The 24191-nt window shown below is 65.8% G+C and carries 20 protein-coding genes; 11 read left to right on the top strand and 9 right to left on the bottom strand.

Annotated features, from left to right (window positions below; translation table 11 throughout):
• Nucleotides 1-86 precede the first annotated feature (86 nt).
• Complete coding sequence (locus LC092_RS15125; RefSeq protein WP_224807947.1) at nucleotides 87-791, top strand: pyridoxamine 5'-phosphate oxidase family protein; 705 nt, start codon at nucleotides 87-89, stop codon at nucleotides 789-791.
• Entirely contained in the window at nucleotides 791-1429 is a 639-nt protein-coding gene (locus LC092_RS15120; RefSeq protein WP_224807945.1) for an FMN-binding negative transcriptional regulator, read from the top strand. Before LC092_RS15125 ends, LC092_RS15120 begins: the two co-directional genes overlap by 1 nt.
• A 5-nt stretch (nucleotides 1430-1434) precedes the next feature.
• Here LC092_RS15120 and LC092_RS15115 read toward each other — a convergent pair whose 3' ends face one another.
• The 4 genes from LC092_RS15115 to LC092_RS15100 form a co-directional block, all read right to left on the bottom strand.
• Nucleotides 1435-1932, bottom strand: a complete 498-nt coding sequence (locus LC092_RS15115) for a lytic transglycosylase domain-containing protein (RefSeq protein WP_224807943.1) — start codon at nucleotides 1930-1932, stop codon at nucleotides 1435-1437.
• A gap of 214 nt (nucleotides 1933-2146) precedes the next feature.
• The gene (locus tag LC092_RS15110) at nucleotides 2147-2908 is read right to left on the bottom strand and encodes an N-acetylmuramoyl-L-alanine amidase (RefSeq protein WP_224807941.1); all 762 of its coding nucleotides are present in this window, start codon (nucleotides 2906-2908) and stop codon (nucleotides 2147-2149) included.
• Nucleotides 2909-2984: 76 nt separating this feature from the next.
• The gene (locus LC092_RS15105) at nucleotides 2985-3683 is read right to left on the bottom strand and encodes a TerB family tellurite resistance protein (RefSeq protein ID WP_224807939.1); all 699 of its coding nucleotides are present in this window, start codon (nucleotides 3681-3683) and stop codon (nucleotides 2985-2987) included.
• Between the two features lie 205 nt (nucleotides 3684-3888).
• Entirely contained in the window at nucleotides 3889-5304 is a 1416-nt protein-coding gene (locus LC092_RS15100; RefSeq protein WP_224807937.1) for a class II fumarate hydratase, read from the bottom strand.
• A 153-nt stretch (nucleotides 5305-5457) separates the two neighbouring features.
• Here LC092_RS15100 and LC092_RS15095 point away from each other — a divergent pair, with 153 nt between their 5' ends.
• Nucleotides 5458-7626, top strand: coding sequence for a putative bifunctional diguanylate cyclase/phosphodiesterase (locus LC092_RS15095; RefSeq protein WP_224807935.1), 2169 nt, complete (start codon nucleotides 5458-5460; stop codon nucleotides 7624-7626).
• Nucleotides 7627-7676: 50 nt separating this feature from the next.
• Here LC092_RS15095 and LC092_RS15090 read toward each other — a convergent pair whose 3' ends face one another.
• Both LC092_RS15090 and LC092_RS15085 read right to left on the bottom strand, forming a co-directional pair.
• Nucleotides 7677-8219, bottom strand: coding sequence for a winged helix DNA-binding protein (locus LC092_RS15090; RefSeq protein ID WP_224807933.1), 543 nt, complete (start codon nucleotides 8217-8219; stop codon nucleotides 7677-7679).
• 70 nt (nucleotides 8220-8289) lie between these two features.
• Entirely contained in the window at nucleotides 8290-9012 is a 723-nt protein-coding gene (locus LC092_RS15085) for an aspartate/glutamate racemase family protein (RefSeq protein ID WP_224807931.1), read from the bottom strand.
• Nucleotides 9013-9263: 251 nt separating this feature from the next.
• On the opposite strand from LC092_RS15085, the gene LC092_RS15080 reads away from it, so the two are divergent.
• The 6 genes from LC092_RS15080 to LC092_RS15055 all read left to right on the top strand — a co-directional run bounded on the left by LC092_RS15080 (nucleotide 9264) and on the right by LC092_RS15055 (nucleotide 19552).
• The gene (locus LC092_RS15080) at nucleotides 9264-10517 is read left to right on the top strand and encodes an NAD(P)/FAD-dependent oxidoreductase (protein ID WP_224807929.1); all 1254 of its coding nucleotides are present in this window, start codon (nucleotides 9264-9266) and stop codon (nucleotides 10515-10517) included.
• Nucleotides 10518-10640: 123 nt separating this feature from the next.
• The gene (locus tag LC092_RS15075; protein ID WP_224807926.1) at nucleotides 10641-11627 is read left to right on the top strand and encodes a TRAP transporter substrate-binding protein; all 987 of its coding nucleotides are present in this window, start codon (nucleotides 10641-10643) and stop codon (nucleotides 11625-11627) included.
• 108 nt (nucleotides 11628-11735) lie between these two features.
• On the top strand, nucleotides 11736-12269 hold the full coding sequence (locus tag LC092_RS15070) for a TRAP transporter small permease (RefSeq protein WP_224807924.1): 534 nt from the start codon (nucleotides 11736-11738) through the stop codon (nucleotides 12267-12269).
• A gap of 5 nt (nucleotides 12270-12274) precedes the next feature.
• Nucleotides 12275-13582: a TRAP transporter large permease gene (locus tag LC092_RS15065; protein ID WP_224807923.1), complete on the top strand. Its 1308-nt coding sequence runs from the start codon at nucleotides 12275-12277 to the stop codon at nucleotides 13580-13582.
• A 227-nt stretch (nucleotides 13583-13809) separates the two neighbouring features.
• Nucleotides 13810-17412 carry a hydantoinase B/oxoprolinase family protein gene (locus LC092_RS15060; protein ID WP_224807922.1) on the top strand — a complete coding sequence of 1201 codons (3603 nt, stop codon included), beginning with the start codon at nucleotides 13810-13812 and terminating at the stop codon, nucleotides 17410-17412.
• 376 nt (nucleotides 17413-17788) lie between these two features.
• Nucleotides 17789-19552, top strand: coding sequence for a methyl-accepting chemotaxis protein (locus tag LC092_RS15055; RefSeq protein ID WP_224807921.1), 1764 nt, complete (start codon nucleotides 17789-17791; stop codon nucleotides 19550-19552).
• 4 nt (nucleotides 19553-19556) lie between these two features.
• Here the strand turns inward: LC092_RS15055 and LC092_RS15050 are convergent, their stop codons facing one another.
• The 3 genes from LC092_RS15050 to LC092_RS15040 all read right to left on the bottom strand — a co-directional run bounded on the left by LC092_RS15050 (nucleotide 19557) and on the right by LC092_RS15040 (nucleotide 22575).
• The gene (locus LC092_RS15050; protein WP_224807920.1) at nucleotides 19557-20684 is read right to left on the bottom strand and encodes an endonuclease/exonuclease/phosphatase family protein; all 1128 of its coding nucleotides are present in this window, start codon (nucleotides 20682-20684) and stop codon (nucleotides 19557-19559) included.
• Nucleotides 20685-20794: 110 nt separating this feature from the next.
• Nucleotides 20795-21727, bottom strand: coding sequence for an alpha/beta hydrolase (locus LC092_RS15045; protein ID WP_224807919.1), 933 nt, complete (start codon nucleotides 21725-21727; stop codon nucleotides 20795-20797).
• Between the two features lie 53 nt (nucleotides 21728-21780).
• The gene (locus LC092_RS15040) at nucleotides 21781-22575 is read right to left on the bottom strand and encodes a HugZ family protein (RefSeq protein WP_224807918.1); all 795 of its coding nucleotides are present in this window, start codon (nucleotides 22573-22575) and stop codon (nucleotides 21781-21783) included.
• Nucleotides 22576-22773: 198 nt separating this feature from the next.
• Here LC092_RS15040 and LC092_RS15035 point away from each other — a divergent pair, with 198 nt between their 5' ends.
• A complete protein-coding gene (locus LC092_RS15035; protein WP_224807917.1) occupies nucleotides 22774-23352 on the top strand; it encodes a BA14K family protein in 579 nt (192 codons plus the stop codon).
• A 112-nt stretch (nucleotides 23353-23464) separates the two neighbouring features.
• On the top strand, nucleotides 23465-24019 hold the full coding sequence (locus LC092_RS15030) for a BA14K family protein (protein WP_224807916.1): 555 nt from the start codon (nucleotides 23465-23467) through the stop codon (nucleotides 24017-24019).
• Nucleotides 24020-24191: the final 172 nt, after the last annotated feature.

The following is a 24191-nucleotide window of genomic DNA, read 5'->3' as shown; positions in this document are numbered from 1 at the left end:
AAAAGCGGCACTTTTCAGGAGCCAGTTTCATGGCACATTTCGCCCGCCGGGGCAAAGCCTCACGTCACGCGAACAGGACAGGCATCATGACCGAGACACCGACCGCATCCTCAGACCGGCTTCCGCCACACGCCCGCATCCGGGCGCGCAAACGCGCCGTGACGCAGGAGGCCGACGCCTGGGCCGTGCTGGACCGGGTGGCTCTCTCCCATGTCGGGTTCATCGACGACGGGCGACCGATGGTGATCCCGATGATCCACGCACGGATTGGAGAGACAATCTATCTCCATGGCGCCAAGGCGACGCGCATCGTCAAGCGGCTGGGCGCAAGCGTTCCGGTCTGCCTCACGGCGACCCTGCTCGACGGGCTGGTCCTGGCGCGGTCGGCCTTTCACCATTCCATGAACTATCGCTGCGTCATGATCCATGGCACCGCACGGCAGGTTTCGGACGCAGAGGAAAAGCATCAAGCGCTGGTTGCCCTGACCGATCACCTTCTGCCGGGTCGCTGGGACGAGGTCCGCCCGATGAGCGACAAGGAAGAGCGCGCCACCGGGGTAATCGCCGTCGATGTGGAGCACATCACCATGAAGCGGCGGGAGGGGCCGCCGGTCGACGACGCGGAGGATTACGCGTTGCCAATCTGGGCGGGCGTGATCGATATTGCCAAACGGGCCGTGGCGGTGCACCCCGATCCGGCGCTCGACGCAACCGTGCCAAGGCCCGCGTCGCTCGACGCCTTCCTGGAGGCGCGCGGCGAGGCCTCGGCGTCCAAGGGAGACAAGACCTGATGTATGCGATCGAGGCGAGCCGTGTCTCGGACCGCACCGCGCTGATCGAGGCGATGCGCGAGATCCGGCTTGCGGCCGTGTTCACCGGCGAAGGCGGTCTCGCCTGCACCCAGGTGCCGATGGTGGTCGACGAGACGGCCGATGGCGCTCTGCGGCTGCGCGGCCACCTCGCCCGCGCCAACCCGCACTGGCGGGCGATCGGCGCGGGCATCCCGGCGCTTGCGCTGTTTCAGGGACCGCATGCCTATGTCTCGCCCGGCTGGTACGAGACCAAGCGGACGACCGGCAAGGCGGTTCCCACCTGGGCCTATATCGCGGTGGAGGCGCGCGGCCGGCTCACCACCATCGACGATCCGGTCGCGCTTCGCGCCATGCTCGACGCCCTGACCGACCAGAACGAGGCCGATCAGCCGGCCCCCTGGACCATGGCCGAGGCGCCGGCGGACTACATCGAGGTCATGCTGCGCGGGATCGTCGGCATCGAGCTCCATGTGGAGGCGCTCGACGGCGTCTGGAAGCTCAACCAGGCGAAGTCGGCCGGCGACAGGGCCGGCACCGCCCGCGGGCTTGCCGGGGCACCGCGGGAGGAAGCGCGCGCCTTGGCACCGCTCGTCCCGACGGATCCACCCGGAAGCTGAGCGATTTAGCTGTCGAGCAGGCGCTTCACCTTGGAGCAATAGCGGCGGCTGACCGGGTTCATTCGCTTGGCGTAGTGGCCGGCGTTGTAGCGCAGGATCGTGCCGCACAGATCGCCGCCGGCCCGCTTGTGGGCGCCCGCCAGATAGCTCATGCCGTATTTGATGTTGGTCTTGGGATCGTAGAGGGCGCTCGCACCGCCGCGAAAGCCTTCGCCGCGTGCCGTCTGCGGCTTGATCTGCATCAGCCCGATTTCGCCGGCCCGGCCGCGCGCCTTAGGATTGTAGTTGCTTTCGACCCGGACAATCGCATGGGCAAGGTCTGCCGGAATTCCGTGTTTTCGTGCCTCGGCACGGATCATCGCATCGTATTTCTGCGCCTTGGCGCCGGCTTCCAGGAGCGCCGGATTGACCGTCGTGGTCGACACCGCTGTGGATTGGCAGGCGCCAACCGCCAACGCCAAGACAAGCGCAGCGATGAGGTTCGTGCGTTTCGCAATCGTCATGTACCCGACCTTCAAGAGGGTTCGTCGTTGTTGTGAGGGCGGGGGTATGACGCTGGGGTAAGACCAAAATCCGGCGCGAAAAATCACGAAATGTTACGTAGAAATTGACGAAATTGCGCAAAATTGCGCTGATTCCGGACACTATGGCCAGAGTTTGGCACGAATTGCACGACAACGCGGCGGCGACTTGTCCCCTCTTTGACCCGGCTGCCGGTCACCCTGGCGCGGGTCGGTTCTGTAACAATCGGTGAAGGGTCGTGATCGTCGACATGTCCGCGACGCCATCCACCCGTTCGGGGCGGAAATGACGCTGGAACGCGGTCACCGCCAGCCGCGTTTGCGTGTCATAGACGCCGTCGATTTCGACCTCATAGCCGAAGAGCGCCAGCATCGACTGCAACGCCTCCACCGGCTGGCCGCTGTCGCCCTCCTGGAAGAAGCGGCCGCCGGAAATCGGCTCGGGCTCCAGCCACAAGCCGACGCCGGCCCGCGCGAGTGCATCCCAGGGAAAAAGCTCGCCCGGATCCTCCTTGCGCGCCGGTGCGACATCGGAATGCGCCAGCACCCGCTCGGCCCGGATCCCGTGGCGCCGGCAGATATCGAGGCACAGCTGGACGACCACCTCGATCTGCGCGCCCGGAAACGCCCGATAGCCGAATTCATGACCGGGATTGACGATCTCGATGCCGATGGAACGGTCGTTGATGTCGCGCGCGCCCTGCCAGAAGGAAACGCCCGCATGCCAGGCGCGGCGCGCTTCCGGCACCAGCTGGTGCAGCGCGCCGTCCTCCTCGACCAGATAATGCGCCGACACCTCGGCGCGCGGGTCGCACAGCCGCCGGATCGCCGCCTCGGCACTGGTCATGCCGGTGTAATGCAGGATCAGCGTGTCGATCCGGCAGCCCTCGGGGCGCTCGTTGTGGTTCGGCGAGGGGCGCAGCCGCGTCGGCAGGCTGGTGTCCGTCTTCTGGCTCATGCGGGTTCCGTTCGGGGTAAAGCGTTGGGGCGGCGATAGCGCCGCCGCCGCGCGCTGTCCAGCGTGTCGTACAGTCTCACAGTCCGCGTTCGGCGGCGATCTTGGCATAGGCGCCGTTCAGCGCCGCCAGGCGGTCGCTGGCGATGCGCACGAATTCCTCCGGCACGCCGCGCGCCACCAGCCGGTCGGGATGGGTCTCGGTGACGAGCTTGCGGTAATGGCGCTTGATCTCCGCATCCGAGGCGTCTGGTGCGATGCCGAGCATGACGTAGGGGTCGGCGCCGTCGCGCGTGTGCCGGGCAAGGATCTGGTCGAAGGCCCGCGCGTCCAGCCCGAAAATCTCCGCGACCCGCCGCAGATAGGCGATCTCGTGCTCATGCACCACGCCGTCCGCCTTGGCGATGTGAAACAGCACGTCGAGAATGTCGATGCGGATGTCGGAGTCTTCGGGAAACAGCGCCGCCAGCCGCTCCGCATAGGTCTCGAACCCGGCGACATCCTGCTTGGCGAGATTGAACAGCCGCGCCACGTTGCGCTCCTCGCCGTCGGGGATGTCGAAGACATCGAGAAAGGCGATTTCCTCCTCGCCGGTGACGACGCCGTCCGCCTTGGCCATCTTGGCGGACAGCGCGATCATCGCCACGGTGAAGGCGACCGAGCGGTCCTCGCGCCCGTCCCCCGCCGTGACGATGAACTGCACGATGCGGTCGACCACATGGATGCCGCCGGCGCCGATCTGGGCGGCGATCGTGCTGATGCGGGACCAGATGCTCACGGCGGCCCGCCCCTATTCGCTCGAACCGGCGGCGCAGGCACACCGGCGGGCGGCTCGCCCGGCCACGGTGCGCGCCGCATCCACCGGCATGTGGCCGGCCACGATGTCACATCCCGTCATGATGATTGCCCCGACTCACGAAAGACCTTCATCCCGCCTGATAGCACAGCTTCGCCCGACGGTTGAGACCCGCCGGCCCGGTAGTTCAGGACGGGCCCGGCGCGGGCATTGCCCCCGTCATCGCACCCGCGTCGACGATCCGGTCGAAGGTCGCCGCGTCGACATGACCGAGCGCCAGCGCCGCCTCGCGCAGCGTCGTGCCCTCGTGATGCGCGTGGTGGGCGATCTCCGCCGCCTTGTCGTAGCCGATCTCCGGCGTCAGCGCCGTGACCAGCATCAAGGAGCGCGACACGGTGTCCGCCAGCCGGGCCTCGTTGGCCTGCGTTCCCTCGATGGCGTGGCGGGTGAAATGCTCCATGCCGTCGGCGAGCAGCCGGCAACCGGTCACGACATTGTAGCCAATCAGCGGCTTGTAGACGTTCATCTCCAGCAGGCCGCCGGCCCCGGCCATGCCCGTTGCCGCATCCAGCCCGCAGACCTCCAGCGTCAGCATCGCCAGCGCCTCGCACTGGGTCGGATTGACCTTGCCCGGCATGATCGAGGAGCCGGGCTCGTTTTCCGGCAGCAGCAGTTCGGCGAAACCGGCGCGCGGACCGCAGGACAGGAGGCGGATATCATTGGCAATCTTGTGCAGCGAGACGGCCAGCGTGCGCAGGACGCCCGACGCCATCACCATGGCGTCATGGGCGCCCATGACCGCGAATTTGTTGGTCGCGGGCCGAAACGGCAGGCCGGTCTGGCGGGCAAGGTCGTCCGCCACGAGTTTGTCGAAGCCGTCCGGCGCGTTCAGGCCCGTGCCGACCGCCGTTCCGCCGATGGCAAGCGGCATCAGCCCGTCGCGGGCGAAGGCGAGCCGCCCGAGATTGTCGTCGAGCATGCCGGCATAACCGGCGAATTCCTGCCCGAGTGTCATCGGCACCGCATCCTGCATATGGGTGCGGCCGATCTTGACCAGACCCGACCAGACCTCCGCCTTGGCGCGCAGCGCGTCGCGCAGGAGACCCACCGCCGGGATCACCCGCGTCTCGATCATGACCGCCGCCGCAATATTGAGCGCGGTCGGCACCACGTCGTTGGAGGATTGAGAGCGGTTGACGTGATCGTTGGGATGGACGGGATCCTTGGAACCGAGCGTGCCGCCGGTCATCTCGATCGCCCGGTTGGCGATCACCTCGTTGACGTTCATGTTGGCCTGGGTGCCGGAGCCGGTCATCCACACGCTCAAGGGAAACTCGCCGTCGTGACGCGCGGCGACGATTTCCTTCGCCGCATCGACGATCAACCGCGCCCGCTCGTCGTCCAGCGTTCCAAGCCTTTCATTCGCCCGCGCGGCGGCTGCCTTGATGCGGGCCAGCGCATGAACGATCTCGATGGGAAACCCCTCGCGCCCGATCGCGAAATTGTGGCGGGCCCGTTCCGTCTGCGCGCCCCAGTAGCGCTCTGCGGGAACCTCCACGGCTCCCATGGAGTCCGTCTCCCTGCGCGTCGATCCATTGGTCATCGCAGTCTCCTTCTTGCGTTGCCCGCCCATTCGGCAGGCCGAAAAGCACATGCGCCGCGGCAAAGCTCGCAGCCGGCCCGATTCAGTGTCTGGAAACTTCCCCTTGTCATAATGCCTTAGGTCCCAGACGGGCTTCCAAGCGGGGAAGACACGGTGAACGGTTTGCGTAGATTCAAGAAACTGGCGGGCGCCGCCGGCGGATTTTTGATTGTGGTCGCCTTTGCAGGCGCGATCCACAGCGCGAATCTCTGGTTCTCCCATTCACTCTACAGCCGCGATGCGATGGATGACGCCAATCGGTTCGAACGCGAACTGAAGGAGTATGTCAGCACCGCCGGCAGCAGTCTGACCGCATCCTCCGCAACAGGCTCCGGCCTGCGCTCCTCCATCGACACCTGGAAAATGACCGGGGCGGTCGAGGATAGTCCCCTTGTTTCACCGGCCAAGCTGAAATTCCTGGTCGATGGTTTCATCCGGCACCTCGAAACGCATGACGACGTCCACACACTGGCCGTTGTCTGGTTTTCCAAAGACGGCGATCAGGATGCAACCCTCAAGAGCGAGACAAAGACCGCGCCGAGCGACGCCGACGCCCTCCTGACCATGCCCGGAACGCGCGAACTGCTGGAGGAAGCGCGCCGCACCCGCAAACCGGCAATCAAGGTGCCTGAAACCTTCACCGGCGGAGCGCGGGGACCAAGCACAATCGCGCTGCCGATCCTCAACGGATCCCGTGTCGCCGGCGTCCTGGTGGTGTTCAACGACCAGAAGACGACCGGGCTGTTCCTAACGGATTTCCTGCGGTTCGGCCTTGCGATCATGATCGCGCTCTGCGCCACCGCGATGCTGCTTGCCGGCTTCTTCGTCTGGGTGCGCTTCCGCGACCGGCTGAAGGACAGCCAGACGATCCAGTTCCTGGCCCATCACGATGCGCTGACCGGCCTGCCCAACCGCACCGTCTTTGCGACCAAGCTCAACGAGGCACTGCGCCTGGCCCACGCCAAGGCGACCAACATCGCCGTGATGCTGATCGACGTCGACAAGTTCAAGCAGATCAACGACACGCATGGCCATGCGGTGGGCGACCTGTTTCTCCAGGTGATCGCGGACCGGCTGCGGTCCGTCTTCGGCAATCACACCGTGGCGCGGCTGTCGGGCGACGAGTTCGCGGTCCTGATCGCGATCGACACCGACCGCAAGGCGCTGACGCGCCTCGCCGCGACGATGATCGAGGCGACCCGCACCCCGACGCGGATCAGCGGCAAGGACCTGCAGATCTCCCTGTCGATCGGCGTGGCGCAGGCGCGCGAGGCGACCTGGCGCGCTTCGCGTCTGCTCCATTGCGCCGACCTCGCCCTTTACCGGGCGAAACACTCCGGGCGCTCGACCTTCAAGTGGTATTCGCCGGACATGGATGCGGAGGCGCAACAGCGCAAGGAGCTGGAGGCGGACCTGCGCAAGGCGCTGGAGCAGGACGAATTCCGCCTGCTCTACCAGCCGCAGTTCGCCCTCGCCGACCTCAGGCTGTCCGGCTACGAGACGCTGCTGCGCTGGGAGCATCCCGACAAGGGGACCATCTCGCCCACCATCTTCATCCCGATCGCCGAGGAAGCCGGCCTGATCGAGGAAATCGGGTCCTGGGTGCTGAACCGGGCCTGCGTGGAGGCCGCGGCCTGGACGGACAGCAGCCTGACAATCGCGGTCAATGTCTCGCCGGCCCAGTTCCGGCCCGGCAAGACGGAAGAGCGGGTCGCGCATGCGCTCAAGACCAGCGGCCTCGCTCCCGGCCGCCTGGAAATCGAGATCACCGAAAGCCTGCTGATTTCCGACACCGATGCGGTCGTGAAGACACTGACCCATGTGCGCGAAATGGGCGTTTCGGTTGCCATGGACGATTTCGGCACCGGCTATTCCAGCCTGAGCTATCTGTCGCGCTTTCCCTTCGACACGATCAAGATCGACCGCTCCTTCGTCGCGACGCTCGGCAAGAACCGCACGACCGACGCCGTCGTGGCCTCCATCGTCGGGCTCGGCCGCTCGCTCGGCGTCACCATCACCGCCGAGGGCGTGGAGAACGAAACCCAGGTGACGCTGCTGCGCGCCGCCGGCTGCGACAAGGTGCAGGGCTTCCTGTTCGGCCGGCCTATGGATCTGACGGAAAACGATCCGGCCACCGCCCAGGCGCGAATCCCGGTGCTCGATCTCGACGCAGAGCCTGACGCCGAGACAGAGACAGAGGCGGACGCAGACGCAAACGCGGAAGACGACAAGACCGAAGTCGCCGCCCAGGAGACGGAACTCGCCAGGACGCAGGTCGCCTGATCCTTCAAGAGCCTGACATAGCCGGACCCGTCGCCGGCGTGTCCGGCTGCCTACATCGCAGCGGCCGCGCGCGCGGCCTGGTCGTAGTGACCCGACACCGAGCGCAACATTGCCGCAAGCCGCGACAGTTCCGTTTCATCCATGCCGAGATCCTTGACCGGCCCGACCAGCAGCGCCTCGCGCAGGCGGCGGTACTCCATGCAGGTCGCCTCTCCCGAAGCGGTGATCGCCACTGTCTTTTCCTTGCCCCTGCGGCCCGTTTCGACCAGCCCCGCCTTCTGCAGCTTCTTCAGCGCGTAGGTGACCGTGTGCGTGTCCTCGATGTTGAGCACGAGGCAGATGTCGGCCAGCGATTTCGGTCGTCCGCGGTGATTGACCGAATGCAGCACCAGCGTGTCGAGCGGGCTCATGCCGGGCGCGCCGGCGGCCGCCATGCAGCGCACCATCCAGCGGTGATAGGCGTTGACCATCATGGTCATCGCGAACTCGACCTCGGAAAGCGCAGGCATCGCACCGGACGCGAGATGGGCGGCGGACACCACCGGTCCAACGGTGCCACGCGGGCCCTCGGCGGGTGGGAGCGGATCTGACATCAAGCTTTTCTGCCTCGATAGCAACGGGCCGTCAGGCTACGGCAGGAGGCGCTGCAAGGGCAACCGGCGATCAGGTCGCCGGGGCGGGAAACCGTTCGGGCGCCAGTCCGGCCTGGAACCAATTGACGAAACTGACAATGGAATAGACCGGCAGTCCCGTGGCCGCCGCGACATCGGCCGCATAGGGGGCCATGTTGGTGCATTCCAGCACGATCGCGCCGACCTCCGGATGCCGGCCCACCAGGTCGCGTGCGGCCTGTATGTTGTCGGCGCGCGCTGCCGCGACGTCGAAATGGGCCGCATTGTCGAGAATGGCGCGGGTGAAGACCCGCCCGCCTTCCGTCCCGCCGACCGGCGTGTCGCGCGCGCACCCCGCGGCATCGAGATGCGCATGCGTCAGCGCGGGCGCGGAAATGGTGAGAATGCCGCACCGCCGGCCCGGCGGCAGCAGCCGGTCGACGAAGGGCACCTGCATCAGCGACGACGCGGCAACCGGCACGCCGAGCGCCGCCTTCAGCTCGTCCTGAAACAGCGACAGCAGTCCGCAGGAGGTGGTGATGCCGCTCACCCCCTCCTCCACCAGCATCCGCCCGGCGGTCACGAAGGCCTCAAGCAGCCCCTCCGCCCGGTCCTCCACCACCCGCACCGGCGAGGCTTGCGGCACGACGGCATAGCGCACGGGAAAATCGAAGCTCTGCGAATTTCCAATGTCGCCGGGGATCCGGGGGAAGCGGGTGTCGAGCATCAGGACGCCGACGGCGGCGCGCGGGGGCTCTTGAACGCTTGCGGTCATGTCAAACTCCGGTGGCGGCAGCGGGAGAGACGGCTCGCCCTTGCGGCTTTGGGCAAGATTGTCTGAGAAGACGGCGCAAGACGCGCGCGGTCAAGCACCGCACCGTCCGGCCGGGGAACACGAACCGGCCCCGGATTGCAAAAAACCAAAGCCCACAACCTCTGAAATATACTGACAAGTTATCGACAAATTATTGACAGCCGCCCTGTCAGAAAGGACACTCTTTCGGGAGTGTGCAAGGGGGGAACTGCGTGAGCGACGAGCGCGCGACTGTGGCCGTCATCGGAGCCGGGATCGTCGGCGTCGCGACCGCGATCTGGCTGGCGCGCGACGGCCACGACGTGACTCTGGTCGACCGGATCGCCCCCGGCGAGGCGACCTCCCACGGCAACGGCGGGGTGCTTGCATCCTGTGCCGTGGTGCCCGTGACGGTGCCGGGACTGCCGGCCAAGGCGCCGCGCATGCTCCTCGACCGGCAAAGCCCGCTCTTCCTGCGCTGGTCCTATCTGCCGAGGCTCCTGCCCTGGCTGGCGAAATATCTGTCCCATTGCACGGAAGCCGAGACCCGCCGCATCGCGGCCGCCCTCCTGCCGGTGATCGGCGACAGCCTCGAACAGCATCAGGCGCTTGCCAGGGGCACCGGCGCGGAACGCTGGCTGCGCGAAAGCGACTATCTCTATGTCTACCGCGACCGGGCGGCCTTCGAGGCCGACGGCTTCGCCTGGTCGCTGCGCCGCGCGGCAGGCTTTCGCTGGGACCTGCTGGAAGACACCGAGCTTCACGACTACGAGCCGCTGATCGGCCCGGAAAACCGCTTCGCCGTCCGCCTGCCGCACCACGGCGTGATCGGCGACCCGGGTCGCTACGTCAAGGATCTGGCGGCCCATTTCGAGAGCCTTGGCGGGCGCATCCTGCGCGCCGATGTCCGCGGGTTCCGCTTCGAGGACGGTCGCCTGACGGCCCTTGAGAGCGATACCGGCGCGATCGGTTGCGACCGCGCCGTGCTCGCCGCCGGCGTCTGGTCGAAGGATCTCGGCCGCCAGCTCGGCATCGACGTGCCGATGGAGAGCGAGCGCGGCTATCACCTGGAGCTCGAGGCGCCGAGCGCCTATCCTTGCGCGCCGCTGATGATGACGGCCGGAAAATTCGTCGCAACACCGCTGGAGGGACGCATCCGGCTTGCCGGCATCGTCGAGTTCGGCGGGCTGACCGCCGGACCGAGCGCCGCCCCCTTCAAGGTGCTGGAAACCCAGGCCCGGCGCGCGATGCCGACGCTGCGCTGGGAAACCGTCACCCGCTGGATGGGCCACCGTCCGGCGCCGGCCGATTCCATTCCCGTCATCGGTCCCTCGCCGCGTCACGGCGACGTACTGATGGCCTTCGGACACCACCATGTCGGACTCACCGGCGGACCGCGAACGGCGAGGATCGTCGCCGATCTCGTCGCGGGCCGCACGCCGAACATCGACATGGCCCCCTATTCGCCCGGGCGGTTCGCCGTCTAGAGTGAATCCACGCGCGGCACGGGCCGCGACATCATAAGATCCGGCGGAAAGCCGGATACCCGGAGACAGATTTCGCGCACCGCGCCGATTGGCCGCTGCGCAAACCTGGAGGAGAAACAGAGAATGACGACACTCATCAAGACCACCACGGCACTTGCCTCGACCGCCCTTGTCGCGGTTGCCTTTGCCGCACCGGCGGCAGCGGAAAAATGGGACATGCCGCTGGCCTATTCGGCCTCCAACTTCCACTCCGAGAACGCCGCGGTCTTCGCCGCCTGCGTCACCGAGGGCACTGGCGGCGACATCGAGATCGTCACCCATCCGGGCGGTTCGCTGTTCGGCGGCGCCGACATCAAGCGCGCGATCCAGACCGGCCAGGTGCAGATCGGCGAGCGCCTGCTCTCCGCCCATGCCAATGAGGACCCGCTGTTTGGCATCGACAGCATTCCCTTCCTCGCCACCTCCTTCGACGATTCCGTCAAGCTGTGGTCGGCGGCCGAAGAGGCAGTCGGCTCCGCGCTGGAAGAGCAGAACCTGGTGATGCTCTACACCGTGCCGTGGCCGCCCCAGGGCATGTATTTCAACAAGCCGGTCGAGTCGGTTGCCGACATGGAAGGCCTGAAGTTCCGCGCCTACAATGCGGCAACCGCCAAGCTTGCCGAACTGACGGGCATGCTCCCGGTGCAGATCGAGGCGGCGGAAGTCTCGCAGGCCTTCGCCACCGGTGTGGCCGAATCCATGGTGTCCTCGGGTGCGACCGGCTACGACCGCAAGCTTTGGGAAAACGTCTCGCATTTCTATGCGGTCGACGCCTGGCTGCCGCGCAACGCCGTGATGGTCAACAAGGATGCCTGGGACGGCCTGTCGGACGCCAGCAAGGACGTGATCCGCGGCTGCGCTGCAACCGCCGAAACGGAAGGTCTGGAGAAGGCCAAGGCCTACACCACCTTCACGCTGGAAGGCCTCGCCTCCAACGGCATGACCGTTGCCGATCCGAGCGACCAGCTCAAGGCGGATCTCGCCAAGATCGGCGAGACGATGACGGCCGAATGGCTGGAGTCGGCCGGCGACAAGGGCAAGGCCATCGTCGACGCCTACAAGGCGATGTAACGAGGGCAAGATGCTCCGGCGGTCGCGAAGCGCGTCTTCGCGGCCGCCGTCCCTTGCGCCCGGCAGCGGCCCGAACGCCGGCCTGCCATCCAACCATCGGACGGACCCATGACAGCTCTCGGACGCGGATTGCGCCGGTTCCTGGACGGCCTGTATCTCGCCGGCGGCGCCTTGGCCGCCCTCAGCCTCGTGACGATTCTCGCAATCATCGTGGGCCAGATGGTCGCGCGCTGGACCGGGCTGACCTTTCCCGGCGCGACCAGCTACGCCGGCTACGCCATGGCGGCGGCCTCCTTTTTCGCCTTCGCCCATGCGCTCAACCACGGCTCGCACATCCGTGTCAGCATCCTGCTGAACGCCCTCGGGCCGAAGCGGCGATGGCTTGAGATCTGGTGTTTCGCCATCGGCACGGTGCTCACCTGGTTCCTCGCCCGCTATGCGGTCAAGGCGACCTACTGGTCGTGGAAGTTCAAGGACGTCAGCCAGGGCCAGGACGCCACGCCGCTCTGGATCCCGCAATTGGCGATGAGCGCCGGCGCCATCCTGCTTGCCATTGCGATGACGGACCACTTCCTTCGCGTCCTTTTTCGCGGCGATGCCGGCATCAAGTCCGACACCGCCGAACAGAGCCACGGGGAGTGACGCCGATGGAATCGCTTGCCCCCGTCGTCCTCTTCCTCTTCGTCCTGTTCCTGCTGCTCGGCACCGGTGTCTGGGTCGGCCTCGCCCTGATCGGCGTCGCCTTCGTCGGCGTCGAGCTCTTCACCTCGCGGCCCGCCGGCGATGCGATGATCACGGTGATCTGGGCCTCGTCGTCGTCCTGGACGCTGACCGCCCTGCCGCTCTTCATCTGGATGGGCGAAATCCTCTACCGAACGCGCCTGTCGGAGGACATGTTCCGCGGCCTCTCGCCCTTCATGGCGCGGCTTCCCGGCGGGCTCGTCCACACCAACATCGTCGGCTGCACGGTGTTTGCCGCCGTCTCCGGCTCCTCGGCCGCGACGCTGACGACCGTGGGAAAAATGTCGATCCCCGAACTCAGGCGGCGCAACTACCCCGAACACATGGTGATCGGCACGCTGGCGGGCGCGGCAACGCTTGGGCTGATGATCCCGCCCTCGCTGATCCTCATCGTCTATGGCGTGACCATCAATGAATCCATCACCAAGCTGTTCATGGCCGGCGTCCTGCCGGGGCTGGTGCTGGCCGCGATGTTCATGGGCTATGTGGCGATCTACGCGAAGCTGTCGAAGACCTACAAGCCGGATCCCGAACCGCCGATGAGCTTCGTCGAAAAAATCCGCAACGCCCGCTTCCTGATCCCGGTGATGATGCTGATCCTCGCCGTGATCGGCTCGATGTACGCGGGCTTTGCAACGGCGACGGAGGCCGCGGCGATCGGCGTGATCGGAGCGCTGGTGCTTGCCGCCTGGCAGGGCTCGCTCACCTGGTCGACCTTCCTCGACAGCCTGATGGGCGCGACCCGCACCTCCGCGATGATCGCCCTGATCCTCGCCGGCGCCGCCTTCCTGACGCTGTCGATGGGCTTTACCGGCCTGCCGAGGGCCATCGCGGAATATATCGCCTCGATGGAGCTGTCGCGGTTCGAGCTGCTGATGGCGCTCCTGGTGTTCTACATCGTCATCGGCTGTTTCCTCGACGGCATCTCCGCCGTCGTGCTGACCATGGCCGTGGTGGAACCGATGGTGCGCGCGGCCGGCATCGACATGATCTGGTTCGGCATCTTCGTGGTGATCGTCGTGGAAATGGCGCAGATCACGCCGCCGATCGGCTTCAACCTCTTCGTGCTCCAGGGCATCACCCGGCATGAGATGGGCTACATATCGAAGGCGGCCCTGCCGATGTTCGCGATCATGGTGGCCATGGTCTTCGTGCTCATCGCCGTTCCGGAACTCGCCACCTGGCTGCCGGACAACATGCGAAACCGCCCGTGACCGGGGCAAGCCGCCACGAGTAACCTCTGCGAAACGCCCCGCCTCGCCCGTCGAGCGGGGCGTTTTGCATAGGGCATGAAGCGACCGCCGAAATCCGGCAACCGTTTTTCATTGACATTTTATCGATAAATTATTGGAATGAGCGCGAGACATCTTCCGATACGCTGGGTGCGCGCGCTCGCGCCGCACAGTCGTGACGGGCTAGGACAAACTGGGAGAGACGCATCATGACGAACGCGAAGTGGGATTTCTGGATCGACCGCGGCGGCACCTTCACCGACATCGTGGCGCGCACCCCCGACGGCGAGATCAAGGCCCACAAGGTGCTCTCCGAGAACCCCGAAGCCTATCGCGACGCTGCCATCCAGGGCATTCGCGATCTCATGGGCATCGCCGCCGACGAGCGCATCCCGGCCGAGAAGATCTCCGCCGTCAAGATGGGCACCACGGTTGCCACCAACGCGCTGCTGGAGCGCAAGGGCGACCGCACGCTGCTGATCACCACCAGGGGGTTCCGCGACGCGCTGGAGATCGGCTATCAGGCGCGCCCCGACATTTTCGCCAAGGAAATCATCAAGCCGGAGCTGCTCTACGAGCGCGTCGTCGAGGTCGATGAGCGCGTGCGCGCCGACGGCACGGTCGAGGGCGAACCGGATCTCGCCGCCGTCGAGACGGAGCTGACCGCCGCCTTTGACAGCGGCATCCGCTCCGCGGCCATCGTCTTCATGCATGCCTATGCCTTCCCCGAGCACGAGCGCCGGGTGGCGGAGGTCGCCCGCAAGGTCGGCTTCACACAGGTCTCCGTCAGCCATGAGGTCTCGCCGCTGATGAAGCTGGTCGGGCGCGGCGACACCACCGTGGTCGACGCCTATCTGTCGCCGATCCTGCGCCGCTACGTGGAGCAGGTCGCAAGCGAGCTGCAGATCGAGGGCACCGACTGCCGCCTGATGTTCATGCAGTCCTCCGGCGGCCTGACGGCGGCCGACCTCTTCCAGGGCAAGGACGCCATTCTCTCCGGCCCCGCCGGCGGCGTCGTCGGCGCGGTGGAAACCTCGAAGATGGCCGGCTTCGATGCCGTGATCGGCTTCGACATGGGCGGCACCTCGACGGACGTCTCGCATTTCAACGGCGAATACGAGCGCGCCTTCGAGACGGAAGTCGCCGGCGTGCGCATGCGCGCGCCGATGATGATGATCCACACGGTCGCGGCCGGCGGCGGCTCGATCCTTCACTACAAGGACGGCCGTTTCCAGGTCGGTCCCGACAGCGCAGGCGCCAACCCCGGCCCGGCCTGCTACCGGCGCGGCGGCCAGCTCGCGGTTACCGACGCCAACGTCATGGTCGGCAAGCTGCGCCCGGATTTCTTCCCGAAGATCTTCGGACCGGGCCGCGACGAGCCGCTCGACCGCGACGCGGTGGTGGCGAAATTCGAGGCGATGGCCGCCGAGATCGGCGACGGGCGCACGGGCGAGGAGGTCGCGGAAGGCTTTCTCAAGATCGCCGTCGAGAACATGGCCAACGCCATCAAGAAGATCTCCGTGCAGCGCGGCTATGACGTCACCGACTATGCGCTGACCTGCTTCGGCGGCGCCGGCGGCCAGCATGCCTGCTCGGTCGCCGACAGCCTCGGCATGACCACGGTGATCGTCCATCCGCTGTCGGGCATTCTCTCCGCCTACGGCATGGGGCTTGCCGACATTCGCGCCACCCGCCAGCAGGCGGTCGTGCGGCGTCTGGAAGACGGCGCGCTGGCCGATCTTGCAACACTCGCCGGCAAGCTGCGCGACGAGACCCGCAAGGAGGTCTCCTCCCAGGGCGTTCCGGCAGCCGAGATCCGCGACCTGCCGCGCGCGCTGCTGCGCTACGAGGGCACCGACACGCCGATCGCCGTTCCTTACGTCGAAGGCGACATCGCCGCGATGGTCGAGGCTTTCGCCGATGCGCATCGTGCCCAGTTCGGCTTCGTCTACGAGAACAAGCCCATCGTCGTGGAAGCGCTCGAGGTGGAATCCGTCGGAGGCGGCTCCGGCATCGCCGAAAGCGATGCGCCGCTCCATGAGGGCAGCCCGTCTCCGGCCGAAACCGGCCAGGTCTTCGCCGAAGGCGAATGGCATGACGCCGGCTTCTTCGCCCGCGCCGACCTGAAGCCCGGCAACAGGGTCAAGGGTCCCGCCCTCATCATCGAGCCGCATCAAACCATCGTCGTCGAGCCGGGCTGGGAAGCGGAGATCACCGCCAAGGACCACGTCGTCCTGAAGCGGGTGGAGGCCTTGGCACGCGTCGAGGCCATCGGCACCAAGGCCGATCCGGTCATGCTGGAGGTCTTCAACAACCTCTTCATGTCGATCGCCGAGCAAATGGGCGTGACGCTGCAGAACACCGCCTATTCGGTCAACGTCAAGGAGCGGCTCGACTTCTCCTGCGCAGTGTTCGACGCCTCCGGCGCGCTGGTCGCCAACGCCCCGCACATGCCGGTGCACCTGGGCTCGATGGACCGCTCGGTCGAGACCGTCATCAAGCTCAACGAGGGCAAGATCAAGCCCGGCGACGTCTTCGCGCTCAACGCGCCCTACAACGGCGGCACCCACCTGCCCGACATCACCGTGGTCTCGCCGGTCTTCGACGACGACGGCAAGGAGATCCTGTTCTGGGCCGCCTCGCGCGGTCACCACGCCGACGTCGGCGGTTCCGCTCCGGGCTCCATGACCCCGCTTGCCACCACGGTGGACGAGGAAGGCGTGCTCATCGACAACTTCAAGCTCGTCGACCAGGGCCGGTTCCGCGAGGAGGCGCTCGTCGAACTTCTCACCGACCATCCCTGGCCGGTCAGGAACGTCACCCAGAACGTCGCCGACCTGAAGGCGCAGATCGCCGCCAACGAGAAGGGCGTGAAGGAACTGCGCAAGATGGTCGCCCACTTCGGCCTTGACGTGGTGCAGGCCTACATGGGCCACGTGCAGGACAACGCCGAGGAAAGTGTCAGGCGGGTGATCGAGGCGCTGGCCGACAGCTCCTTCGAATACCCCACCGACCAGGGCGCGGTGATCAAGGTCAAGATCACCGTCGACAAGGACAAGCGCGAGGCGACCGTCGACTTCACCGGCACCAGCGAGGTGAAGGCGAACAACTTCAACGCGCCCGAACCGGTGACGCGTGCGGCGGTGCTCTACTGCTTCCGCGTGATGGTGGAAGGCCACATCCCGATGAACGCGGGCTGCCTGCGGCCGATCAACATCGTCATCCCGGAGGGCTGCATGCTCAAGCCGACCTATCCGGCGGCGGTGGTTGCCGGCAACGTGGAGACGAGCCAGCATGTCACCAACGCGCTCTTCGGCGCGCTGAAGGCGATGGCGAACAGCCAGGGCACGATGAACAACCTGACCTTCGGCAACGACACCCACCAGTACTACGAGACGCTGTGCTCCGGTTCTCCCGCAGGCCCCGGCTTCAACGGCACCGACGGCGTGCATGTGCATATGACCAACTCGCGTCTCACCGACCCGGAGGTGCTGGAGTTCCGCTATCCGGTGCTGCTTGAGGATTTCCATATCCGCGAGGGATCGGGCGGCACGGGCAAATGGTCCGCCGGTAACGGCACCAAGCGCACGATCCGCTTCCTGGAGGAAATGGAACTGGCGATCCTGTCGTCGCACCGCACCCTGCCGCCGAAAGGCATGGAAGGCGGCAACGATGGCGAGCTGGGTCGCACGCTGGTGCGCCGCGCTGACGGAACGACGGAAGAACTGAAGGGCTGCGACCAGACCGTGCTGAAGGCCGGCGAGGCCGTGACCGTCATCACCCCGACCGCCGGCGGCTGGGGCAAGGCCTGACCGGGGCGCGCGGCCGCGCGCCCTCCCCGCCAAGAACCGAAGCCTTGATCAGACCGGCCTCCGCAACCGTGGGGGCCGGTTCTTTTTCGGCCCGAACCATCCGGAATAGGCACCCCTTGATACCGACAGGGCGCCTTGGACCGTCCCGGAATGCCGACATCCGCGAAGATATACGGCATCGGAAAGGCATTCGGTTTGAACAACCATCCGCTCTTATGACAATAAGAATCGTATTTTTACTGATCAGTGGCACGACTTTTTGAAAACTACTTCCATGAGCCACGAAGAGTATCGAAAATTAACGATTTCCGCTGTGTAATTGAGAAAGCGACTCAACCTCAAGTGGCTTAGCGTTTCTCGAGACAAGGACACTGTCATGCCCGACATGCACAAGCGTTCAAGCCGACTGGCGGGCGTTTCCGCCAAAATCCTCGCACTCGTTGGATTTCTCGGCATCATGATGCTGTCGATTGCAGGCATCGGTCTGATGCAGATGCAACAGATCGGGGTCGAGCTGGAAGAGATTGCAACCGAGACCGTTCCCCTGACGACCAATGTCTCAAAGGTCAGCCTTCATCAACTCGAGCAGGCAATTCTTCTTGAGCGCCTGTTGCGGGTCGGGAATGTCGGATCGGCCGGGCAGACGGACTCGTTTGACAGCCTGACGGACACCCTGTTCAGGCTTGCCGCACTCGTCGACGAAGAAATCCTCGCGGCGGAGAAGATTGCCGAAAAAGGCATCGCCATCGCCCAAACGGAAGAACAACGCGCCAAATACGAAAACGTTCTTGACCAGTTGAAGACTATCGAACAGGAACACAAGATTTACGACGATCACATCCACACCGTTGTCGATCATATCAAGGCAGGTGACCTGACCAGCGCCACACGGCTTGCTGCGGAGGTTGAAGCCGAACAGGCTCGTCTGAACGGCGAACTGGAAAGACTGACAACGGAGTTGAACCGCTTTGTTACCACGTCCGTTGAAACTGCGAAGGCTCACGAAGAGACCGCCTTCCTTCTGATGGCCGTCATCTCCGGCTCCGCCATTGTCACAGGTGTCGTGTTTTCGCTGCTTCTCGCCATCCTGGGCATCAGCCGCCCCTTGCGAGCCGTCGTCAATGCCCTCAATCGGCTCGCCCAGAATGATACGTCGATCGAACTCGACACGCGCGCCGGCGGAGAGATCGGCGAACTTGCCACAGCCTTCACCGAATTCCGCCAAAAGACCATCGAGATCCAGCGCCTTCAGGCCCAGGCCAAGGAAGAGGAAGAGCGGATCGAACTGGAGAAACGCGAAGCCACGATGCGCCTCGCCGACAATCTCGAGGCCACGGTGAAACGGGTCTCCGACGGCATTGCCTCCGCCGTCAGCGAGCTGGAGGCGACCGCGATCCAGATGGCGGAAAACGCCCGCAAGACCTCCGACAACGCCAATACGGTGGCCGCTGCCGCGGAACAATCCTCCACCGGCGTCCAGACCGTGGCGAGCGCGGCGGAAGAGCTCTCCGCCTCCATCAGCGAAATCAGCCGCCAGGTCAGCGCCGCCCTCGGCGCGACCGGGGAAACGACGCGCAACGCCAGGCGCTCGAGCGAAACGGTCGACGGACTGGCGCAGGCGGCAACCCGGATCGACGATGTCGTCAAGCTGATCAACGACATTTCCGCCCAGACCAACCTGCTGGCGCTGAATGCCACCATCGAGGCGGCCCGCGCCGGGGAAGCCGGCAAGGGCTTTGCGGTCGTCGCCGGCGAGGTGAAGCTGCTCGCCGGGCAGACCGGCCAGGCAACCGAAGACATCAGCACCCAGGTCAAGGACATGCAGTCCGGCGCGGCGGACACCGCACAGGCGATTGCCGCGGTGGTCGAGGCCATCGGACTGATCAACGACCAGATCTCCTCGATCGCTTCGGCCGTCGAGGAGCAGACCGCCGTGACCGCCGAGATCGCCCGCAACGTGAGCGAAGTGGCGGAAGGAAGCGGCGATATCACCTGCTCGATCAACTCCGTCAGCGCCGGAGCGGTCGATTCCAGCGCCAGCGCCCGACAGGTGCTGTCGACGGTCGAGAACCTCTCGGAGCAATCGAGCCTGCTTCAGCGGGAGCTGGACACCTTCCTGGCGAACATCCGCGCGGCGTGATCCTTCACGCAGCCGGTCGCTTGTCGAACACCATCGACACCGGCGTGTGATCGCTTGTCAGCGCGTGCTGCGGACGCGGCCCCGTCACCGCGTGATGGACATCGTGCTCAACGCATCCACCGCCTGCCCGCGCCCGATAGGCGAAGGGCGTCACCTGGCGGTTGCCGGTGAAGCTTTGCGAAAACAGGATATGATCGAGCAGGATGTTCGGATCGCGGCCGGGATCGAGCTTGTCTCGAAAATGGACGCTCCAGCGCGTATCCTCCGGCGCATCGAACAGCGCGTGATTGAGAAACCGCCTGGCGAAGAACACCTCGCCCTGCAGCGCGCCGATCAGATCGTGATAGAGAAACCGGCGTTCGATCCGCTCCTTGCCGGGTCCGTCGTTGAGGTCGCCGGCGACAATAATTGCAGCCCCCGGATCCGCCTCGAAACGCGCATCCACATAGTGGCGGATGTCGGCGCATTCGGTGGTGATCTTCGTGCGGGCCTTGATCAGCTCGGCCACGAGTTTCGGATTGTTGGCGAAAAAATCCGCGTCCAGCGGTTCTCCACGCCCGCGCACGCGCGTGAACTTGCTCTTGCAATGCGCCCCGATCACCTCGAACCGCGCCCCGTCAATCTCGGCAAGCAGCACCTGCGGGTGACGCCAGTGTCCGTGGTTGCGGTCGATGTCGAAAGACAGCGTTTCGTCGCCGAACTTGGGAAAGGACACGTCCCAGCGCCCGTTCGCATGCGCGCCGCCGGAACTGGCTTCCGCGAGCGCTTGCCAGCGGTCGAGATGAACCAGCGACGTCGTGATCGGCGCCCTCTCGCGAACCAGAAACCAGATCCACTGCCGCCCGGTCGTCGCGTCCGTACCGCGCATGCCATAGTCCCTGCGGTCGGCGCTTCCCCGCACGGCCAGACGGTATCCCGGCGCCACCGCATCGAAAAAAGCGGCCGCCCGCGCCTCGCCGTTCGGTCCCTCGGTGACCAGCAGGATATCGGCATCAAGCGCGGCGATCTCTTCCGCGATCGCATCCCGGCGGGCCTCCGCCCTGGCGCGGGCATCCGGATCGGTCGCGTCTAGTTCATCCAGAAGCTTGTCGGAATGCTCGATATTCCAGGCCGTCAGCTTGAAGCTTTGCATGTCGCCCTCCAGGATCCCGGCACGCCTTGCCTCGCAGACGCGCAATCCTGGGTAGGCTACACCCGAAAACACACTGTTTCACGTCGTTTCGCCGGACTGCCCCGCATCGTTCACCGGCCGGTGGCGGCGAACATCCAGTTGAGCACCAGCCGCCAGTCCGTCATGCGGATCGGCGTTCCGTGGGTGCCCGTCTCGAACAGGGCGAAGCGCGCGGGATAGCGCGGATTGCGTGCCTTGAGCCGCTCGAAGAACCCGGCCTGCTTCTTCCAGTCGTAGACCTCGTCCCAACTGCCGTGCCCGAAATAGATCGGCAGCCGGGCGGTGCGGAAGGTGGCGCTCGACAGGAAACCTTCGTCCCACGTCGACCCCATCAGCAGGATCCCGCCCATCATTGCGGAAGCCGCGTTGTCCTTGGCCAGACGCCAGCACAAGGCCCCGCCCATCGACCCGCAGGCGACATAGACGCGCGCGCCCGGCGCCTGGCGCGTGTAGTGCTGCATCAGCGCCTTGACGTCCGCCTCGCCCTGGCCCTTGAAATTCTTGACGTCGAGCGTGATGTAGACGCCGGAATTGCGGACCATCAGGTTCTTGATGCGGTTGAAGTTGCCGCCAAAGCTGACGTCATTCATTCCCTGAAATCTGTTACCGCCTTGACCGTGAATGTAAATCACGATCGACTTGGCGCCCCGCGGCGTTCCCACCCGCATGTAGGTGATCGTGCGGCCATTGGCGGTGAGCGTCAGGTCTTCCTGCGTGCTGCGCGGCTTCATCGAGACATATTCGCCGTGCACCTGCCGCTCCCACACCTTGTCGCGACGGTGGATGTCGCGGCGCTTGTCGTAGTCGACGATGACGAAGGCGTCCTGCGGCTTGCCGGCGAGCATGCCTGGATAGTCGAACAGGCGGTCCTTGAAAGGCGCCAGCCGGTATTGCGCCTGAGCCGGGGCGGACACGGCCGCGCACAGGGCAAGCGCAAGGGCTGCCAGCAGCACGCCCGGCCGGTTGCCCGGCATACCCGGCAGACGAAGGAAACGGGATTTCACGCGTCGGTTCTCCCTCAAGATCGCGTCATCGGTGGCAGTCGCTCGTGCGGCCATCATTCGCTGTCTCTCGCCTGTTTCGCAAGGGCAACGAGGCGCGGGCGCAGGTCCTGCGGCCCGGCGAGCGGCGGATCGAAGGCGAGCCGGGCAACCCGGTCGCCATCGACGAAATCAAGCCCTTGCGGATCGAGCGAGGAAAGCTGCCACGCCCCCTGGCCCGCCCGCGCCAGCCGCTCGGCGTAAAGCCGCACCGCATCGGGATGGTCGGCATGCAGATGCGCGATAGCGCCTTCCTCCATGTCCAAGAACCCGCCGAGCGACGCGCGCTCCAGCAGGAAATCGGAGGGCAGCAGCTCATAGGCCTTGCCGAAGCCGCCGTTCAGGCTCGCCCGCGCCACCTCCATGCGGACAAAGGCGAAATCGGAAAAATCCGCATAGAGCTTCGCCTTGGGATGACGCATCAGGTAGCGGCGGCGCGCATGCGGCAGCGCCGGATCGTCGGCGGCAAAGGGATGCGCCGTGCCCATGAGCGTGAGGCGTGGATGGGCGAGCGGATCGCCCTTGCCGGGTTCGCCGACAAGCAGCGAACAACGCGGATCCGCAAGAAGCGCCTTCGTGTGGGTCGACAGCGCGGAGACCAGCATCACCGGCGATCCGTCCATCTCGGTCGCCAGCGCAACGCGCGATACGAAAGGCGCGCCGGACCCCGGATCAATAACGCCAAGCGCCCCGAAGCGCGCCAGCCGCACGAGCTTGCGCGCAAGCGCGATCGCCTCGTCGTCCGTGGGCCGGATCGGGTCGGTCTTTTGCGGGCGCTCGGCGATGGCAGGCTCTCCAGGCATCTGGTCCATGGCGCCGGACGCGCATGGATCGCTCCTGTTTTGCCCGCGCCAAGGCTCCAATGCAAATCCCGATGACGCCATGGCGCGACGCGCGCGCCCGCGCGCCGGGCCACGCTCTCGCCACATTGAAGGCCGTCCATGATGGAAATGGCAGGATCGGCGGGACTGGCTTGCGCCGGCCGATCCGTTCGTGAAAGGAGACCCGCCATGTCCCTGGTCCAGCGTTTCTTCCGTTTCGCCGGCACCGGCACGCCCCCGCACAGCCTGCGCCTCGGGCTCGCCGGCGTTCTCGCCCTCGCCCTGTCGCTGCCGCTGGCGCCACGACCGGCGTCCGCCCAGCCCGACACCGTCCGCGCGCCCTATTACCACGGCTATGAGGCGCCGCGTTATCGCAGCCAGCGCATCTACAGGCATGCCCCCCGCCAAGCCTATCGCCCCTATCGGCCTTATCGCGCCTACCGTCCGTATCGTCCCTATCGGGCCTACCGTCCGTATCGCCCCTATCCGGCGTATCGGCCCTACCCACGCTATGGAAGCGGGGTCTATTTCGGCTATGGCGGAAACGGCGCTGCCGCCGCGGGCATCATCGGTCTCGCCACCGGGCTGATCGCCCAGCAGGCAATCGCGCCCCGACGCTATTATGGCCCCGCCCCGAGACGCGTCTATCGCGGCGCCCCCGCCTGGTCGCCGGAATGGTATGCCTATTGCGCGCGCAAGTACCGCAGCTTCAACCCGCGCACCGGCTACTATCTCGCCTATTCGGGCCGCTATCGCTTCTGCCGCTGAGGCCTCGACTTTCCTGAACGGCGGATGAACGGCCGTCTCAGCACCGGTTCAAGTGGCGGGTGGCATCTTCGTGTCATCGTCGTTACCGCGACACACGCAAGGAGCCGCCCGCATGACCACGCCCGTCACCCTCAAGAGCCTGACTTCCCGAGTGCTCGTCGCAACGCTCGCCGGTGCGATGCTGCTGCCCTCCTTCTCCGTGGCGGAAGCCGGCGGCGGAAAACGCCACTGGCGCGACCATGGCGGTCAGCATCAGGCCTTTCGCCCCAATCGCGGCAATCGCCACCAGAACCGCCACCGCAACAAGAACGACGACATCGGCGCGGCTCTGGCCATCGGCGTGATCGGCCTTGCGGCCGGCGCCATGATCGGTTCGGCCTTGAGCGGCCCCCAGTACATCGACCCGGAGCCGATCTACGAGCCCCGTCACCCGCGCGGTTACGGCCCGGCCTACCCCGACCCGGTCTATGACAACCGCGGCTACCGCCCGGCCCCGGTCTATGACAATGGCGGTTACCGTCCGGCCCCGCCCGTCGTGGTCGGCTACGACCGGCCGGAGCCCTGGACCCGCGAATGGTATCGCTATTGCTCCACCAAGTATCGCAGCTTCAACCCGAACACCGGACGCTTCACCACCTATTCGGGCAAACAGAAGCTTTGCCGCTGATCGACAGTCGCAGCCGCACGGCACGACGACCGCAAGCCGCGCCGGCAAGGGACAACCTTGCCGGCAAAGCCGCATTCTGCCGCCACCGCGAAGGTTTGACCGGTATCAACGACGCGCCTTCCGTTGCGTGATAGGGGTCCTTCCTGTCATCAACAACCGGCGAACGCCGGAC

This window comes from Stappia stellulata (genome assembly GCF_020176715.1).
Taxonomy (GTDB): domain Bacteria; phylum Pseudomonadota; class Alphaproteobacteria; order Rhizobiales; family Stappiaceae; genus Stappia.
The sequence above is the reverse complement of the archived record's forward strand: the minus strand, read 5'-3'. Positions and strand labels throughout refer to the sequence as shown.

What these genes read in the sequence shown, in the direction of transcription:
- LC092_RS15050 (WP_224807920.1), bottom strand. Translation starts at nt 20,684, where the DNA reads ATGCAAAGCTTCAAGCTGACGGCCTGGAATATCGAGCATTCCGACAAG.
- LC092_RS15035 (WP_224807917.1), top strand. Translation starts at nt 22,774, where the DNA reads ATGTCCCTGGTCCAGCGTTTCTTCCGTTTCGCCGGCACCGGCACGCCC.
- LC092_RS15060 (WP_224807922.1), top strand. Translation starts at nt 13,810, where the DNA reads ATGACGAACGCGAAGTGGGATTTCTGGATCGACCGCGGCGGCACCTTC.
- LC092_RS15115 (WP_224807943.1), bottom strand. Translation starts at nt 1,932, where the DNA reads ATGACGATTGCGAAACGCACGAACCTCATCGCTGCGCTTGTCTTGGCG.
- LC092_RS15070 (WP_224807924.1), top strand. Translation starts at nt 11,736, where the DNA reads ATGACAGCTCTCGGACGCGGATTGCGCCGGTTCCTGGACGGCCTGTAT.
- LC092_RS15100 (WP_224807937.1), bottom strand. Translation starts at nt 5,304, where the DNA reads ATGACCAATGGATCGACGCGCAGGGAGACGGACTCCATGGGAGCCGTG.
- LC092_RS15030 (WP_224807916.1), top strand. Translation starts at nt 23,465, where the DNA reads ATGACCACGCCCGTCACCCTCAAGAGCCTGACTTCCCGAGTGCTCGTC.
- LC092_RS15090 (WP_224807933.1), bottom strand. Translation starts at nt 8,219, where the DNA reads ATGTCAGATCCGCTCCCACCCGCCGAGGGCCCGCGTGGCACCGTTGGA.
- LC092_RS15040 (WP_224807918.1), bottom strand. Translation starts at nt 22,575, where the DNA reads ATGGACCAGATGCCTGGAGAGCCTGCCATCGCCGAGCGCCCGCAAAAG.
- LC092_RS15055 (WP_224807921.1), top strand. Translation starts at nt 17,789, where the DNA reads ATGCCCGACATGCACAAGCGTTCAAGCCGACTGGCGGGCGTTTCCGCC.
- LC092_RS15110 (WP_224807941.1), bottom strand. Translation starts at nt 2,908, where the DNA reads ATGAGCCAGAAGACGGACACCAGCCTGCCGACGCGGCTGCGCCCCTCG.
- LC092_RS15085 (WP_224807931.1), bottom strand. Translation starts at nt 9,012, where the DNA reads ATGACCGCAAGCGTTCAAGAGCCCCCGCGCGCCGCCGTCGGCGTCCTG.
- LC092_RS15125 (WP_224807947.1), top strand. Translation starts at nt 87, where the DNA reads ATGACCGAGACACCGACCGCATCCTCAGACCGGCTTCCGCCACACGCC.
- LC092_RS15075 (WP_224807926.1), top strand. Translation starts at nt 10,641, where the DNA reads ATGACGACACTCATCAAGACCACCACGGCACTTGCCTCGACCGCCCTT.
- LC092_RS15120 (WP_224807945.1), top strand. Translation starts at nt 791, where the DNA reads ATGTATGCGATCGAGGCGAGCCGTGTCTCGGACCGCACCGCGCTGATC.
- LC092_RS15065 (WP_224807923.1), top strand. Translation starts at nt 12,275, where the DNA reads ATGGAATCGCTTGCCCCCGTCGTCCTCTTCCTCTTCGTCCTGTTCCTG.